This is a genomic window from Gilliamella sp. Pra-s52, assembly GCF_009795805.1.
Classification (GTDB): Bacteria; Pseudomonadota; Gammaproteobacteria; order Enterobacterales; family Orbaceae; genus Gilliamella.
The window spans coordinates 14,781-31,588 of the sequence record NZ_WTEY01000006.1; the positions used below are offsets into that span (position 1 = coordinate 14,781).

Annotated in this window: 14 protein-coding genes; 4 read left to right on the top strand and 10 right to left on the bottom strand. The window is 35.1% G+C overall.

The window, feature by feature from the left end:
- Positions 1-4 precede the first annotated feature (4 nt).
- The 3 genes from GQ594_RS06160 to galU all read left to right on the top strand — a co-directional run bounded on the left by GQ594_RS06160 (position 5) and on the right by galU (position 1,935).
- Positions 5-136 carry an entericidin A/B family lipoprotein gene (locus GQ594_RS06160; RefSeq protein WP_202112501.1) on the top strand — a complete coding sequence of 44 codons (132 nt, stop codon included), beginning with the start codon at positions 5-7 and terminating at the stop codon, positions 134-136.
- Positions 137-192: 56 nt separating this feature from the next.
- On the top strand, positions 193-696 hold the full coding sequence (locus tag GQ594_RS06165) for a hypothetical protein (protein WP_160411866.1): 504 nt from the start codon (positions 193-195) through the stop codon (positions 694-696).
- A gap of 324 nt (positions 697-1,020) precedes the next feature.
- A complete protein-coding gene (galU, locus tag GQ594_RS06175; protein ID WP_160411865.1) occupies positions 1,021-1,935 on the top strand; it encodes a UTP--glucose-1-phosphate uridylyltransferase GalU in 915 nt (304 codons plus the stop codon).
- A 103-nt stretch (positions 1,936-2,038) separates the two neighbouring features.
- On the opposite strand, the gene GQ594_RS06180 is transcribed toward galU, so the two are convergent.
- From GQ594_RS06180 to orn, 10 genes are all read right to left on the bottom strand, one after another.
- Positions 2,039-2,377 (bottom strand): hypothetical protein, encoded by a 339-nt coding sequence (locus tag GQ594_RS06180; protein ID WP_160411864.1) that lies wholly within the window; start codon positions 2,375-2,377, stop codon positions 2,039-2,041.
- Positions 2,378-2,463: 86 nt separating this feature from the next.
- Positions 2,464-5,028, bottom strand: coding sequence for a tetratricopeptide repeat protein (locus tag GQ594_RS06185; RefSeq protein WP_160411863.1), 2,565 nt, complete (start codon positions 5,026-5,028; stop codon positions 2,464-2,466).
- A 58-nt stretch (positions 5,029-5,086) separates the two neighbouring features.
- Positions 5,087-5,698 carry a hypothetical protein gene (locus GQ594_RS06190; protein ID WP_160411862.1) on the bottom strand — a complete coding sequence of 204 codons (612 nt, stop codon included), beginning with the start codon at positions 5,696-5,698 and terminating at the stop codon, positions 5,087-5,089.
- Positions 5,698-6,336 (bottom strand): hypothetical protein, encoded by a 639-nt coding sequence (locus tag GQ594_RS06195; RefSeq protein ID WP_160411861.1) that lies wholly within the window; start codon positions 6,334-6,336, stop codon positions 5,698-5,700. The genes GQ594_RS06190 and GQ594_RS06195 overlap by 1 nt, the downstream gene beginning before the upstream one ends.
- Before the next feature lie 6 nt (positions 6,337-6,342).
- On the bottom strand, positions 6,343-8,340 hold the full coding sequence (locus GQ594_RS06200) for a WG repeat-containing protein (protein WP_160411860.1): 1,998 nt from the start codon (positions 8,338-8,340) through the stop codon (positions 6,343-6,345).
- A gap of 1,364 nt (positions 8,341-9,704) precedes the next feature.
- A complete protein-coding gene (locus GQ594_RS06205) occupies positions 9,705-11,126 on the bottom strand; it encodes a cation:dicarboxylate symporter family transporter (protein ID WP_160400944.1) in 1,422 nt (473 codons plus the stop codon).
- A gap of 111 nt (positions 11,127-11,237) precedes the next feature.
- On the bottom strand, positions 11,238-12,569 hold the full coding sequence (locus GQ594_RS06210) for a CoA-disulfide reductase (protein ID WP_160411859.1): 1,332 nt from the start codon (positions 12,567-12,569) through the stop codon (positions 11,238-11,240).
- 187 nt (positions 12,570-12,756) lie between these two features.
- Positions 12,757-13,770, bottom strand: a complete 1,014-nt coding sequence (hemH, locus tag GQ594_RS06215) for a ferrochelatase (protein ID WP_237398487.1) — start codon at positions 13,768-13,770, stop codon at positions 12,757-12,759.
- A complete protein-coding gene (gene waaA, locus GQ594_RS06220) occupies positions 13,770-15,044 on the bottom strand; it encodes a lipid IV(A) 3-deoxy-D-manno-octulosonic acid transferase (RefSeq protein ID WP_160411857.1) in 1,275 nt (424 codons plus the stop codon). The genes hemH and waaA overlap by 1 nt, the downstream gene beginning before the upstream one ends.
- A 5-nt stretch (positions 15,045-15,049) precedes the next feature.
- Entirely contained in the window at positions 15,050-15,613 is a 564-nt protein-coding gene (orn, locus tag GQ594_RS06225) for an oligoribonuclease (RefSeq protein ID WP_202112496.1), read from the bottom strand.
- 79 nt (positions 15,614-15,692) lie between these two features.
- On the opposite strand from orn, the gene rsgA reads away from it, so the two are divergent.
- Positions 15,693-16,721 (top strand): small ribosomal subunit biogenesis GTPase RsgA, encoded by a 1,029-nt coding sequence (gene rsgA / locus GQ594_RS06230; RefSeq protein WP_160411856.1) that lies wholly within the window; start codon positions 15,693-15,695, stop codon positions 16,719-16,721.
- Positions 16,722-16,808 lie beyond the last annotated feature (87 nt).

Here is a 16,808-nt window from a genome sequence, read left to right on the forward strand (position 1 = left end):
GTTAATGTTAATATTAGGTATAGCTATGACGACTTTGGTTGTTGGATGTAACACTGTTAAAGGTGTTGGGCAAGATGTTGAATCGGGTGGAAAGGCTATTTCACATACTGCCGAAAAAGTAAGTGATAAAATGTAACTAAGGTTATATATGTCTAGAAATATTTTAGCATTTTAACTTTTTTTAGAGTAAAAATGCTACGTAGTTTGTCTTTTGTTATATTATTTTTACTTGTTGGGTGCGGTTCGTTAAATTTACGAACCGCACCTTTAACTGTGGAAAATTGTCAATATTCAATCCTATCGGGTATTGAGTTTTTATTAAATACCCTCCCAGCAGATACCCCAAGTTATCAGTATGTTTATATTGCTCAAAGTAGAGTAAGCCAACACTTACCATCTAATTATGCAGGCATAAAAGGCAAATTAACGGGACAAACTTTAGTCCGTGACTATCCTAAAGAAACTTTTTGGCGAACGCCAAGCCTACTAGAAAGCGCTTCTTTATATGACGATGGATATGATGATCTTTATATTCGCAAAACACAAAAAGAAGCGCGTGATCGCAAGGCCAAATTTGTAGTAAGGCAAGCCGTGTTGCAAAATTGCCAAATCGTTTATATCGCTATTGATTCTTTAGCCAAAGACAGGGATAATCCTTTACTAATTGAATCTAGTGACTTATCAATTATTAAATAAGAATAAAAATAACTAAGGGAAAAGACTTAAAGGATTAAAAGGTGGGTTAATTTTAATTTGTGTTAAATTGTTTTTTTATTTGAAGTAGGTCTAAATTATTTATTTTTTCTTTTAAGAATTTATACATATCTATATTTTATTAAAAGTAATAAATCTCCTATCTTCTTTATTATGTTTAGTAGTAGTTTTATTGCAATCATTTATACCTGTATTTGGATTGCTTATATATTAAAGTCAGTACGAGTCAAAAATACATTTGTTAATGGTCGCCGTGTGAAGGTACGAGCAATACCATTGTTGGCTAATTTGTTTTAAGGAAATAAAATGACATTACATTTAGAAAGTTCGGTTAGCGGAAAAGTAAGAAAAGCGGTTATCCCCGTAGCTGGTTTAGGTACGCGTATGTTACCTGCAACTAAAGCCATTCCTAAAGAGATGCTTCCTGTTGTTGATAAACCACTAATTCAATATGTGGTTAAAGAATGTATTGCCGCCGGCATAACCGAAATTATCTTTGTTACTCACTCATCAAAAAACTCGATTGAAAACCACTTTGACACCAGTTTTGAATTAGAAGCAATGCTAGAAGCGCGTGTTAAACGTCAGTTATTGCAAGAAGTACAAGGTATTTTGCCTAAAAATGTCACAATAACAAGTGTTCGCCAAGGCTTAGCAAAAGGGCTTGGTCATGCAGTATTATGTGCTTATCCTCTGGTTGGTAATGAACCTTTTGCTGTTGTTTTACCTGATGTCATTATTGACGAATACGATAGTGATTTGACTCAAGATAATTTAGCTGCAATGATCAATAATTATCACGAAACCAAACACAGCCAAATCATGGTAGAGCCTGTGCCAAAAGAGTTAGTTTCTTCCTATGGTATTGTTGACTGCCGTGGTGAAACGCTATCAGCAGGCAATGTAGCACAAATGTATAGCGTTGTTGAAAAACCATCGATTGACAAAGCACCATCAAACCAATCTGTAGTTGGACGCTATGTATTATCTGAAAAGATTTGGCCTTTACTTGCTAAAACGCCATTAGGCGCAGGGGGTGAAATTCAGTTAACTGATGCGATTGCAATGCTACTAGAAGAAGATCCAGTTGATGCTTATTGCATAAAGGGACGTAGCCATGACTGTGGTAATAAATTGGGCTATGTACAAACCTTTGTTCAATATGCAATGCGCCACAAAAGTTTGGGTAACGATGTTAAAGCTTGGTTAAAGACACTTTAGTTTTGAACATCTAACAATATAAAAAAGGGCGCAGATGGCGTCCTTTTTATTTATAATAATTAAAGTGGTCAAATTTTTATTTGATTAACATGAATTTGACCTACTAAAAAGGTATGCAATTTTCGCGTATTTTTTGTAGCTCCTCTTTGCTGTGTGAGATGTTGTCTATTTTTTGAACTTCAATGAGCTTTTCATCGTATTCAATAGAATTGATACAATTGAATACAATAGGATGCTGATAATAACCAAAAAATTTAGGTGTAACATACTTAATTTTGATATTTTTTGGTTGTTGAGATACTGGTTGACTAGTAACAAAAGTATTATTCTTAAAAAAATAATAGCCACCACTAACCACCAATACTAAAAAAATAGCGCCTAATGCCCAAAGTATTTTGAGGGTAATTGGTTTTTTTTTGTTTTCAATAACAATACTATTCATACTTTATTTACCTATATTAACTATTTAAACACCAGTCCGTATTGAATTTGGTGGTTTACTTTAATTAAGCACTATCACTTAGTCTATTATTCATTAATATCCAAATGCGTTAACGGAAGAAAACGATATAACTTACGATAGTCATTGAATATATTATTGACCTCTAGTTGTTGTTCTTCAGTTAATTGAGCAGTGATTTGCTCTACTTTTTTTATTGCTTGGGTTTGATTATATTCAACTAATAAACGATACCAAACTAAAGCTAATACATTATTTTTCGGAATTTCTATTCCTTGTTCATGCATTTGTGCAAGTTCAAACCATATTTTATAAATATCAGACGAAGATAATTTTAAATTTTCATCAAAGTATTCTGAGAAGCGATTTTTTTGATAGTATTCGCTAAATTCAGGATCTGAATAGTACTGCCTTAAATCATTTTGTAACAAAACTGATTTAATATATTCAGACTTATTTTTATTTTCACAATAAAAAGCTAAAAGCCTAGCAGCAGCTGGGTTGCCTGATTTTAGTAATGTTTTTATATAAGGTAGCACGGTATTATTTGGCAAATTAACCTGTTTTTTTGCTAGTTCAAAAATTGCATAAGGATTATTATCTGCAATTTGAGCTTTAAGCATTGTATCAAATTGTTTATATTGTTCTGATAATTTGTAATATTGTGCTTTTAAAAAAGCTTTCTTTTTATCATTTTTATCACTGCTATCAATCCAACTAAAGAGCAACTCTTTCTTAGGTGTACAAATAAAAGAATCTGCACGGTTATTCATTTGACTTAACAACTCATCTTGAGCAAAAGTATCGCCATTAGCAGCAAGTGACAATGCGGCTTTACAACTTTGATACGTTTTTAGTCCATTCCCATTTGTATCATGCCTTACATGGTGATATATGGCTTTATCGTTTTGCTCGACTTCGCTTTGAGTTTGTAACCAATCCATGCCATCAACCATAACCGTTGGGGAATGGTAAATTTGTTGGTGGTTAAGATATTGGGTTGTTAACCAATCAAATTCAGGGTGAGACTTATCAATTGTGATTAAAAAATCCTGTGCAGGTTGATAACCTTGCTTAGCTGCCAAATCAAGATATTGCCAAGCATTATGATAACTTTGCTCAACGCCTTTACCTAAATAATAAATGACACCTAACCGATAATTCGCTTTTGAATTGCCTAATTCAGCCGCTTGTTGGTAATAGGTTATTGCTGTCTTTTCGTCTTCAATAATAAAGTCATATAACGTACCAAATTGATAAAGCACTGTCGGATTGTTGGGTTCAATTTTTAATGCTGATTGATAAAGAACTATCAATTCATTGGTTGTTTTACCTTCAATATTTCTAGCATCACGATAAAAACCATAAGCCATTTCCTGTTGTTGGGCAAGTTCCAGCAAAAGAGGAATAGATTTAAATTCACGTAAGAAAAAATAATTGTCAACTTGAAATGTTTCGACTTGATTTTCTATCAGTTTTTCATAAAAAACTTCTTTATCTTTAGGGTTATCAGCAAAAACAACATTGATAACTTTTTGGGCTTCAGCACTATCAAATTTATTTATATAAAATGGTATAATAAACTGATGTAAAAATTGATCTTGCAATGGCATATCAGTTGAAGATGTAACGTATCTATATTTTGTTAAGTCCATCTGATGGTGCGTTAGGTCACCTTGTTCTATACCTAAATGATAATATTTTACTGCTTCTCCAATATCTTTTTCTACACCTAAGCCATTTAAATAAAACCACCCTAACTGGAAAGCGGCTTTTTGTTTTAATTTTTCTGGTATGTCAGATTGTTCGACTATTTTTAGTAACCATTTGGCTGCCCAAAGGTAATTAGGGGTATTTAATTTTGAACCGTCAGGTTGCCCCCCATCCAAAAAGTAATTGACCATTTGCGTTGACGTTTCTAACGTTTGTTTATCAGCATATTTACTAATATTGTTTGCAGTCTTTTCAAGCCAATAGAGTGATTTTTTGGGATCGTTGAGCTTATCTTGATAGAGTTTATATAGTTGATATTGTGCCAGGTTATAACCCCCCCAATCGGTGCTTTGACTTGCTATTTTATAATGCTTGATTGCTTTAGCATAATCGGCTTTAACCTCTGTCCCCTCGTGATAAAGCAACCCTAACCAATAATGGGCTTCGCCGACGCCAAATTCTTTACCATCTGGTTGTGCTAACCAAAATGTACCTTCAATAATTCGAAATTTTGCTTTGTCTGAAATCGGCGAAGCAGCCCTTTCTAACCAATAAAGTCCTTTTTTAATATCTTTGGACACTAATTCCCCTTTAATATAAGCAACACCTAAGTCTGCTTGGGCGATAGGGTATAGGTTTTCGGCTGATTTTGTTAACAATTCGATATATTTATCGGCAGATTTATCGCGACAACCTGACAATTCTTTCTTGCTATGTTTGAAATATAACTGATCAGAGCGACAATAAAAACTATCCTTTTTTATTAAAGGGTTATAAGCCTGAGCGATTTGATATTGGGCAACGCTATCTTTCCTTTTGAAAGCTAAATACCAATCTTCTTGATAGATAACGCTTGCAAATGTGCAACAAGGGAAAGCCCAAAACATGGTCAACAAAAACAAAATTTTTTTATTATTCATATTACTACATCTTATTTATTTAAGTGCATTACAAAATAGATAACGATCTTCCATCCATTTAGCGAAGTTTAATTAATTCGGATTCCTCAATTTGAAATGAAGAATAATATAAACTAGATTGATAATGAATTGCCTTTGCATCATAAAGCCGTTCGGTATTGAGCGAAGGGGTTATATAATATTGCGTTAGGCGTTTATCTTTTGCCCAATCAGGAATATCACTAAATGAATAATGATAATAGACCAATTTTGATTTTTTACTGCGTTGACTATACCTTTCTGAAATCGATTCAGTTTTATACACATCATTGACTTTAATATTGCCAAAACAAAAACCATCTTTTTCTGGATTAAAATACGTTTTACCTTCTTGGGATAATCGATATCTTGTGGCATAAGTTAATGACCCATCCAACTTGGTTATGGATAACTTACGTTTAGTTAATAAGTTTAAATCGACAAAAATATCTACTAGTTCATCATTCAGATTATCTTCAACGATATTGTCATCAAAAATATCTTTAGGAAATCGTCTTACTTCTTTAGGTAAAGAATAACACAATGGTTGATTATTATTGATTGTCGATTGTAATTCATCTTTATTAATGTTGTTATCACAAGCCACAAGCGACAAACCACAAAGCAGCATAAATAGTGTTTTTAACTTCATTATTGATCCCATCCTCCGTAGATGTGGGTAATTAAACCAATTCCTGACACGCTATAAAGCTGATTGTTTTTATCTAAACTAAATGTAGCGGTTGCGGTTTTTGATGGATTATTAATATACGAATCTTGTTTTGATAAAATAGGCTCAATATTGGCAGGAAAATCAGCCACTTTATATTGGTACTCAACAGTAACATAATTACCAGCTTTATCGGTTTTGTTTATTTTTTCAACCGTAACTTTACCGAAACAAAAACCAGAATTCTCTAATTTAGGCCAAGTTTTGTAGTAGCGTTTCCCTTTTTCGGTTAGGTTATAAGTGTATTGATAATCTCGACTAGAATTACTTATTGCCGTGATCGACTCATCAACTAATTCAGCATCGAACGCCATCAATAGGGGCTCTGATATCAAGCTAGAATAATCAAAGTGATAAGGGAAATGACTAATGTATTCAAATACAACACATTCAACGGGTTCGCCATTTTCATTAATTGCATCAAAACGTTGTTGAATTTCTTTTTGCCACTGTTCAGATGTTAAATTAAGTGTCGCATCAGCACGTGACTCATTACTCACGATGGCTAACATCAATGCCATGCATAATGGGCAAAATGATAAATATTTCTTAAGTTTCATAAAGTCTTAACGTCCTATACCTGTACTAGAATAATAGTAAGATGGTTCAAAAAACAACGCATTTTGCAAGCTAGTTAATTCTTTTGAATTTTTTTGTTGCTTTTTAGGATAAATAAGTTCGGTTAACGACATTGGAAAACAACGTCCCTTATTCAGATAATCAAAGTTTTTTGTTGAAAGCACCGAATCTGTTAACGGAAATTGACTACAACGATAAGCAGGTAGCCTATCAAGTTGATAGTCTGGTCGAGTCTTAATTTGCTTAGCCCAATCAATTTCCATTGATGTAAAGTTAGAAAAGGTATCGTCAGGATTGTTAGTTAAAACAATCATATGATCTTTAACAAAAATGACTTGCGCAATCAGATGACTAGTAGTAACTACTTGCCTATTATCTTCGTCGATATGCTCAAAGATATAACGATAGCCAAATTTCATTGTGTGATTTTCAACATCTAATTGTGGTTCTATTAACCATTCAAAATGTTGATAGCGATTGCGGTAATTTATCGCTTTACGTTGTAAATTATCTTTTATTTCTTGCAGAAGCTTAGGATCATCAAACCGCTTTTTTTCTGCCTTTAAATCAATATAGCCAACATTATGTACAGAAATACACAATTGATTATTATTGCTATATGCTGGCATCAAAAAACGATTACAGCCTTTTTCAAGAAAAGGCCTCTCATAATAAATATAGCCATCTGGTATAGCTAAATCAGCAATATCTTTAATATTAACCGTTTCAGGACCAACTAAATAGGTTTCATTTTTGGTATGTTTTATTGTATTGTTCTGTTTATTATTTTGTTTTTTGATGACAAAATAATTGGCAATTTCACCGATTTTATCTTCGGGAATATCAACGACCTTATATTTTTTATTCATCCAAGTATCTCTTACGACCGATTCATCAACATATCGGTTCAATAAACACTCTTTTTCAATATCTAAAGGCCATACAATGTTACCTTGCGTATCTTTCAAAACGATCAAATCTTGCTTACAAGCACTGTTTTGGGTTTCATCGATTTTATCTTCATAGAATAAAACATGACCATCCTGATCCAAAATTTTGGTTAAAACTCCCCCATCTTTATGGTCTTTTTTGGGTAAATTGGTTTTAGCATAAAACAGCACATGATCACCGACTTGAACGGTACTATAACTATCGTATTTATCGATAGTTTTGCCTGTAGAATTAATTAAACGATACTGATCTTCATTGCTATCCTTTTTAACCCAACTTACCGAACCATAAAAAGGGGTGACTTGATAAAAATTATTTTCATAGATCATAGTCCCTTCGTAATCATAAAGTTGATATACCTCATAATTATCTTGATAATTTTTCACCCAAAAATATTGACCAGAAAGATCTACATTATTATCAAAATGATAGCTATTCATCTCCCATGCTCGTATACCGACATCCACTTCTTTACCGGTTTTTTTATTAATAAGATATTTGCTGTTATGTTTGTAACACAGCTGCATGATTTTATCGAGGGTGACGTTTTGACAATGTGGATTGTATTTGCTGTTTAGCTCATTGGGGTTCTTACTAACAAATTGCCCCTGCAAATCAATATAACCCTGTTTATTATCTTGCGTTTTTACTTCAGCGTAGCCATTATTAAATGGATAGATTTTTTTATAATAAACGCCTTTAGGGGTAATTAAATGACCATCGGTATCAATTAAAACTGATGCCTTAGTATCTTGATAGTAATAAGCAATTCTTTCATTACCCAAATACCTCAACGACCCACCGGGTTTGAAAGTTAAAATATCACCCTGTTTATCAAAAGAATATTCAAAGTTTTCAACTTGCCTAGAATTATTAAAAAAAACATCATTATTTTTTTGTATAATCCAATAATGATCCTTATACGTTATTGTATTTTCATCCTGCACATTATCGACAATCACCTTACCGCTACGATCAAGTAACAAATTCTTATAAGGCACATAAAGTCTTGCATCATCAGCATACGACGACATTGAAAAGCAAGCCAAACTTATTAGATATAAAGCGCTCTTTAATCTTTTTTTTATCACTTAACTATTTCCTTTCCTTAACAAAATTCCAATCATTCATTATTAACGGTTAGTGTTTATTGAATAATGGTAATAGTGAAATTAATGATTATTTTTATTAATACCTAATTCTAAAATAAAATAAGGTTAATTTCTTGTTATTTTTCAAATATGATTTTTGAAAATGGTGTGAGGTTTTTTATTGGGGGAATTTTCTATAAAAAAACATACTATCAAATGCTCAAAAATTAGTCAGGAAAGGTATTGATTTTATTGAAGTTTTTATTTGACTCTTTTTAAGCAAAATCAACCACTTGCATAACTAGCGTTAAATACCAACAACTAACAAACCCGTAAAACCAATAAAAGCACACTCTGGATAACTGCATTTAATCGCAAAAAAGTGGTCAGGAAAGGTACTGATTTTATTAAAGTTTTTTCTATCCGTTTTTTTGAATATAAACCTCTACAAACCCTTTTTTTTACGATAATTTAAAATTAAATAAAATCAATGCATTAGAAAACAGCTTAAAAAAAGGGTTTTCAAAGCCAAAATTGTTGTTTATCTTTATATAACGAGATTTATCAAATCTTGAGTTCTCCCTTAACGCCGTATAGGCGGTTTAGAAAAATCTTGAGCATCATAAAATTCTTTATTACATCCTTAACGCCGTATAGGCGGCAATAAAAAATAAAATTAATCACATAATTAAAAAACAATCGACTATACTATCTGCCTTATTCAGGCGTCAGAATGTGCCGACAACAGAGTGAGGTTAGCACGCCAAACAGGGATGTTTGGCGAGTTTGTGGCGCACTTGACAAATTTGTCTGGAACAAATTTGAACACCTGAGCATAGCGAAGGTGGCCTCGTAGAGGCGAGTATCAGGATGATACGAGTATTGCCGAAGGCCACATTCTGCAGCCAAAGCGAGGGATTGCTAAGGGAATTCGCTTTAAATTCCCTTGGCTCGGACGTGGTCACTGTGGCTATTTTATTCGCAAAAAGTCAAAACGTCCGAAACCACCGCACTTAATTTATTCTATTCACAAAAACAAAAAAAGGCCTGATTTTCCGCTAAAAAATCAGTCAGGAAAGGTATTGATTTTATTGAAGTTTTTGTTTAGCTCTTTTTAAGAAAAATCAACCGCTTGCATAATTAGCATTAAACACCAACAACTAACAAACCCGTAAAACCAATAAAAGCACACTCAGGATAACTGCATTTAACCGCAAAAAACGGTCAGAAAAAGTGTTGATTTTATTAAATTTTTTGATTTTTAAAATCAACACTAACATCAGCTTAGAACAACCTCCTCATTGCTATCAAACCTCTGACGACTCATTTTCAAGAGTAATATTCGGATCGTTATACACACCCATATCCATAAGGCCAATTTCACGATCGGTTACCACTGCGGCTGTCATAGCGCCAGATACATTAGCTAAAGTTCTTGCCATATCAATAATTGGATCCACGGCTAAAACCATTCCAATTAATGGGAAGTATTCGGCCATCCCCATCCCCGATAAAACAACAGTTGCGGCAACTGTTGCTGTGCCGGGAATGCCGGCGATGCCGATTGAACCAATAACGACCACAATGACAAGCATAATATAAAATTGGATATTTGTTTCAATGCCAACCATATGGGCTACCATCACGGCAAGTAAAGCAGGGAAAAAACCTGCACACCCATTCATTCCCATTGTACTGCCAAGTGAGCCGACTAAATTTGCAGTGCCGGTATTCACTCCCATTCGAATGGTTAATGTTGAGATAGTCATTGGTAATGAGCCAACTGATGAGCGACTAGTAAAGGCTAATAACCATGTTCCTAGCGCTTTTTTTATAAACATAGTTGGTGAAATACCATGAATCGAAACAATGGCAATATGCACAATTAACATAATCAATGTGGCAATATAGATGGCGGCAACAAAGCTTGAGACCTGAATAATGGCCGGTATTCCATTAGAAATAATGGTGCGAGCCAGTAACGCAATGACTGCGTAAGGCATGTATTTAATAACCGTCATCGCAATGGACATAACGATCTTGTAAAGTGCTTCGATAAATGTTTTAAAGAGTGAAATAGGTTGTGGATTCTTCTTTTCCATTCTATTGGCGGCAAGCCCCATTAAGGCAGAGAAGATGACTAATCCAACAATATTTTCATTTACCATTGATGCAATAATATTACTTGGGATTAGATTTACAAAGGTATCAATAATATTGGTGTATTGTTTTGCTTGCGCTTGATGTACAGAGCTTGAGCTTATTTCACCTAAAGAAAATAGATTCGCTAGCAAAATACCGATGATACAAGCAATGGCTGTTGTAAACAGTAACCAAAAAATTCCTCTAAATGCAATTTGAGGTAGATTTTTTTTTCCCGAAAAGTCGATAATCACTTTAACAATCGATACAAAAATAAGTGGTATTACTAGCATTCGGATAAAGGCAATAAATGCTCGACCAAATAGCCCATACCATGTTGCGGTTTCCTGCATCCAGAGGGTTGCCGCATCAGGAAATCCCGCCACAGCTTGAATGCCTAGACCAAGTATAGCACCAAGGATTAAGCCAACTAACATACGAACTGAAAAATTGACTTTTTTATCTTGTAACGGTTTCATCACCGCAAAAAAACAGATGAGAAGTAGTCCAATACCAATGAGGGTTTGATAATGGGTAATTGATAAGAACTTTTCAAAAAAAGTCCCCTGAAAAATGGCATCTGACATAATTAGCCTCTCTTTTGATAATTCAGTTATCTGGTTAACAATCTATGTTTAATTACGTGCTATGTTTAATTACGTGATTTGATGTTTAACTATAAATATATTATATGTTGTTTATTTTGCGATTGAGCCTGCAATATTTAAAATATCCCAAGGTCTGGAAAAAGGTGGCGCGTACAGAAAATCCATCATGGCTAATTCATCAATTTTCAAATTAGCCCATATAGCGGTTGCTAACGTGTTCACTCTTAATACCGCGCCATTCCCCCCCGCTATTTGTCCACCTAAAATCACGCGCGTATCGGCATGATAAATCAGTTTTGCTGTTACACTTGTTTGTCCAGCAACATAATTACTGTGATTTTTATCTTTAACTATGACAGTTTTATAGGGGATTGCGGCTTTTTGGGCTTCGTTTTCAGTTAAACCCGTGCGTCCTGCTTCGATATCAAAAACTTTTAACGCTGAAGTACCAATCGTGCCGGGATATTCGCAATGTCCACCACCTAAATTTTCGCCTACAATTTTACCAAGCTTGTTTGCTCCTGTGGCCAGCGGGATATATACCATTGAATGGCTAACTTTATGGTAAAGCGCGGCGCAATCGCCAGCGGCATAAATATCAGCAATATTGGTTTGCCCTAAGCTGTTAGTGATTATGGCTCCATTTTTAAGTAGGTTGATGCCAAGATCTTTATAGATATCACTGTTTGGTTTTACTCCCGTTGCAATAATAACGATATCAGCAGGATATCGTCCTTTATCAGTAATTACATGGGTGACATTGTGTGATCCCTCAAAGCTAAGAACTCGCTCTTGCAAGTGTAGGTCGCAATGTTGTTTAATATTTTCTTCAATTAGGCTGGTAATTTGTTCATCAAACGCATCGACTAGGATTCTGTCATCTAATTGAATCAATTTGACATTTTTTTGTAAGGCGACCAGCGATTCAGCGATTTCAAGCCCAATATAGCCAGCACCGACAACAATAACATTTTGGGTATTTTTGTTTGATAATACGTGTTTGATTGCTAATCCATCGTGCAGATCACGTAATGTAAAAATGTTTTTTAGCTGATCATTTTTAAAAGCTGGTATGATAGGACTTGCGCCAACCGCCAGTAATAATTTATCGTAGTTGTCATCAAAGCAATGGCCAGTATTATGATCTTTTATGGTTAATTTTTTTTGATTAACATCAATCGTCATTACTTCATGTAACGTTTTAATTTCAATACCATCTTTTTGAAATTGTTCTGGTGTTCGAGATATCATTTCATTGGCATCAGTAAAGTGGTTACCAATGAAATAGGGTAAACCACAAGCGCCAAACGAGACAATATTTGATTTTTCATAAATACGGATGGTTGCCTCTGGGTTCATTCTTTTGGCTTTTGCGGCGGCACTTGCGCCTGCGGCTTGAGCGCCAATGATGATGATTTTCATTTAATTTGCTCCTCAGTGCTCAGATACTCAATTATTAATAATATCCTATCATACGCCATAAATTATAGGAGAGATAGACAGCTATTTAGCATTAATATTTGTGAATTTGAATCATTTGAACATTTACAATCACCAGTCTTGCATAATCTTTTTAAGTCACTTTGCTTCTGTAAAAAATTTTAGGAGACTATGTGTTTGAATATAAGGTGTTTGAGCATAAGTTTTTAAATGTAAGCGGTTGAGTATGATTAATTAGCTCTATGATAAAACTAATCTGTAAGTCGCTCTCATTTAATGCGGGAATATAATAAAACGTTTTTCCTCCTGCATTAAAAAATAGTTCTCGATTTTCTTCATCAATTTCATAAAGGGTTTCAATACAATCTACCGAGAAACCTGGGCAGATGACGTGCACGTTTTTTATGCCTTGTTTGGCTAGCTGTTTTAATACATCACTGGTATTGGGTTCGACCCATTTACCTTTGCCAAATTTGGATTGGTAAGCCATTTCAATCGGCAGGTTTATGTCATTTTTTTGGCACTTTTCAATTAATAATTGCGTGGTCAGTTTACAGCGTTTTATATAATCGTCTTTTCGTTTATGAATATAACGCTCTGGAATACCATGGTAAGACAGAACGAGCACTTCCGGCTCGCCTTGCTGTTGAAAAGCCTGTTTGATTTGCAAATATAGTGCATTGATATAACTTGGATGATCCGCATAATCACGAATGTAGTTAATGTCTGCAGTGATTTGATTGTGGTTGATGAGTTGGTTAAGTTTATCTAGTACGGCAAGTGTTGTGGTGGTTGAGTATTGCGGAAAGAGGGGCAATACTGTAATTTTGGTACATGAGCTAAGATGATTCAATGCCGATTGCATAGTGGGATCACCATAAGTCATGGCTAATTCGCATTGCACATTGGGTAAACACTGTTGTAACTTGTTACATAATAATTGGCTGTAATGCAATAATGGCGAGTTACCCTCTATCCAGATTTTTTGGTAATGCTTAATAATATAAGGTACGCGTTTAGGGATTATGCGGTACTTTAAAAGCGGATACCAAAGCAGTCTAGGCAGATCAACAACATGCCTATCAAGCAGGAACTCAGTTAAATACTGCGTTATGGCTTCTGGCGTTGCGGCGTTTGGAGTGCCTAGGTTTACAAGTAATAGTCCTTCTTTTGAGGTCACCATTAATCCTTATTTTTAAGATATCGGTTGATAATAGCAAGAAGCCGACCTAATGCCCCTTGATTTTGTTTTAATACTTGATAGGCGTGTTCACCCATTTGTTGGCGATTAATTTGACTGTTTAATAATGCATCAATCGTTGAATAAAGTGCATCAGCCGAGCTAGCACAAACTTGCATTCCTTGTGCTGAAATGAGTTGTTCACCAATTACTTTAAAATTAAAAAAATGTTTGCCACTTATGATCGGGATGCGATGCAGTGCTGGCTCTAGTGGGTTATGTCCTCCATGCTCAACTAAGCTCCCCCCAACAAAGGCGATGTTGGCAATGCCATAAAGTTCTATTAGTTCGCCCATTGTGTCGCCCAATATAACTTGGGTTTGTCGCGTTGGGGCATTATTGTGACTGCGGTTGATGTAATTTAGTTTGCGGTCATCAATTAGCTTTTCAACTGTTTTAAAGCGCTCAGGATGGCGGGGAACAATAATTAATAATAAATCAGGATGTTTGAGTAATAACCGTTGAAAGGCCGTTAAAATAATTTCGTCTTCGCCATTATGGGTACTTGCGGCAATAAATACTGGGCGATTTAATGGCCATTGCTGTTTTAGCGTGGCAATTTTTCGCTGTTGTTGTTCGGTTAGCTCAATATCGAATTTAATACTGCCTGTGACGGTTAAGTGATCAGGCGGTAAGCCTAATGACATAAATCGTTCGCCGTCTTGCTTATTTTGTGCGGCAATGGTGCTGATTTTTGATAATAAGTGGCTAATGGCAGAACCGAGTTTGCGGTATCGGTTTGCTGATCGCTCAGATAATCTAGCATTGGCAATAATTAGGGGGATGTTTTTGTTATGGCATTGGCTAATCATGTTAGGCCAAAGTTCGGTTTCCATAATAATCACTAATTTAGGTTGTACTGTTTTTAGAAAACGATGGATTGCACAAGGTAAATCGTAAGGTAAATAAACATGGCTGACACTATCACCAAGTAACGATTTGACTCGTTCAGATCCCGTTGGTGTCATGGTGGTGACAGTGATGGGTAAATGCGGGTATTGTTGCTTAAGTGCTTTGATAAGTGGTATTGCGGCGATGGTTTCGCCTACCGATACCGCATGAACTAAAATGCCGTTGGGCTTGACTTTGTTTTTACAAAAACCATAACGTTCAAGCCAACGTTTACGATAATTTGGCGCTTTAAGGCTACGCCAAAGTAACCTTAGCCAGACAAAAGGTTGTAGTAAATATAATAAAATAGTATATAAAATTTGCATACTAATTAAATAGTTATATTAAAAAAGTGTTGGCGATAATAAGCCAATTCGGCAATCGAGTCACGAATGTCTTCAAGTGCTTGGTGTGAACTTTGTTTACTGATGCCTTTTAATATTTCGGGCTTCCAGCGTTTGGCTAGTTCTTTAATTGTACTGACATCTAAATAGCGGTAATGAAAATAGCTTTCTAAATTAGGCATATAGTTAAATAAGAAACGTCGATCTTGCCCAATGGTGTTGCCACAAATTGGCGAGCTGTTTTCAGGCACCCATTGTTTTAAGAATTCAATGGTTTGTAATTCGGCTTGTTGTTCGCTGATGGTACTTTGGCGAACACGTTCAATTAGTCCTGATTTGCCATGTGTGTTTTGGTTCCATTCGTCCATTAGTGCTAACTGTTCATCAGATTGGTGAACGGCAATGACAGGTCCTTCAGCAAGGATATTAAGGTCGGAATCGGTGACGATCGTTGCAATTTCAATAATGCGATCAACGGCTGGATCTAGACCTGTCATTTCAAGATCAATCCAAATTAGATTGTTGCTATTAATTTGTGTTTGTTTGGTCATAATATGTGATAGATAATTTCTTTTTGATACTGAGTAGTGTAGCATAACTGGCAATCTGTTTTAGTAAAAAATGAGTACTATGGCAAAAATTCAATTATCCAATAATCAAAAAAGACGCATGGCAGCTAAACATCAACAACGGTTAGCAACAAAGCAAGATGAAAGCCTATCTAACTTTTCATCACCGCGTGATGGTGTGGTTATCAGTCGTTTTGGTAAATCGGCTGATGTTGAGGATAATACTGGCAATATTTATCGCTGTAGTATTCGACGAACGTTACCTTCGTTAGTCACTGGCGATAAAGTGATGTGGCGTGAAAGTTTAGAGCCTAATACCAATGGTGTGATTGAAGCTGTTCACCCTCGACATTCTGAATTGGTTAGGCCTGATTTTTATGATGGTGTTAAACCTGTTGCGGCAAATGTGGATCAAATTGTGATTATATCGGCTGTATTGCCAGAGTTGTCTCTTAATATTATCGACCGTTATTTGGTGGCTTGTGAAGCAACAGATATTAAACCGATTATTGTTTTAAATAAAATTGATTTATTAAACGATGTCGAGCGAGCAAATGTTGAAAGCCAATTGGCTATTTATACTAAAATTGGTTATCAAGTGTTGTATGTTTCATGCCAGCATCAACAAGGTATTGCTGTATTACAGGATATTTTACAAGGTAAGATTTCTATTTTAGTTGGACAGTCTGGTGTGGGTAAATCAAGTATTATTAATTTGCTGTTACCGCATCAATCACAATCAGCGATGATTGGAGATATTTCAGAAATATCAGGGCTTGGTCAGCATACAACCACATCCTCTAGACTTTATCACTTACCAAACGGTGGTGATATTATTGATTCTCCAGGGATCCGCGAATTCGGATTATGGCACTTAGAACCACAGCAAGTGATTAGTGGTTTTAAAGAATTTGATAATTATTTGGGCGGTTGCCATTTTCGGGATTGTAATCATCTTGACACACCAGGATGTTTACTACAAAAAGCCGTGCAAGATGGTGAAATCGCTCAATCAAGGTTAGATAACTATCATCGAATTTTGCAGACAATGCAAGAAGTTAAGGCAAAAACCAATAAAAGCTATAAATAGTCGGTTTTGGCGTGTTGTTTGTTGCAATTAAGCTGTATTATGTTCATAAATGATTGCTCACAATAAGTAGGAACCCTGTGCCATATA

Coding starts and splice junctions, on each gene's coding strand:
- GQ594_RS06160 (WP_202112501.1), top strand. CDS start 5: ATGTTAATATTAGGTATAGCTATGACGACTTTGGTTGTTGGATGTAAC.
- GQ594_RS06165 (WP_160411866.1), top strand. CDS start 193: ATGCTACGTAGTTTGTCTTTTGTTATATTATTTTTACTTGTTGGGTGC.
- galU (WP_160411865.1), top strand. CDS start 1,021: ATGACATTACATTTAGAAAGTTCGGTTAGCGGAAAAGTAAGAAAAGCG.
- GQ594_RS06180 (WP_160411864.1), bottom strand. CDS start 2,377: ATGAATAGTATTGTTATTGAAAACAAAAAAAAACCAATTACCCTCAAA.
- GQ594_RS06185 (WP_160411863.1), bottom strand. CDS start 5,028: ATGAATAATAAAAAAATTTTGTTTTTGTTGACCATGTTTTGGGCTTTC.
- GQ594_RS06190 (WP_160411862.1), bottom strand. CDS start 5,698: ATGAAGTTAAAAACACTATTTATGCTGCTTTGTGGTTTGTCGCTTGTG.
- GQ594_RS06195 (WP_160411861.1), bottom strand. CDS start 6,336: ATGAAACTTAAGAAATATTTATCATTTTGCCCATTATGCATGGCATTG.
- GQ594_RS06200 (WP_160411860.1), bottom strand. CDS start 8,340: ATGTCGTCGTATGCTGATGATGCAAGACTTTATGTGCCTTATAAGAAT.
- GQ594_RS06205 (WP_160400944.1), bottom strand. CDS start 11,126: ATGTCAGATGCCATTTTTCAGGGGACTTTTTTTGAAAAGTTCTTATCA.
- GQ594_RS06210 (WP_160411859.1), bottom strand. CDS start 12,569: ATGAAAATCATCATCATTGGCGCTCAAGCCGCAGGCGCAAGTGCCGCC.
- hemH (WP_237398487.1), bottom strand. CDS start 13,770: ATGGTGACCTCAAAAGAAGGACTATTACTTGTAAACCTAGGCACTCCA.
- waaA (WP_160411857.1), bottom strand. CDS start 15,044: ATGCAAATTTTATATACTATTTTATTATATTTACTACAACCTTTTGTC.
- orn (WP_202112496.1), bottom strand. CDS start 15,613: ATGACCAAACAAACACAAATTAATAGCAACAATCTAATTTGGATTGAT.
- rsgA (WP_160411856.1), top strand. CDS start 15,693: ATGGCAAAAATTCAATTATCCAATAATCAAAAAAGACGCATGGCAGCT.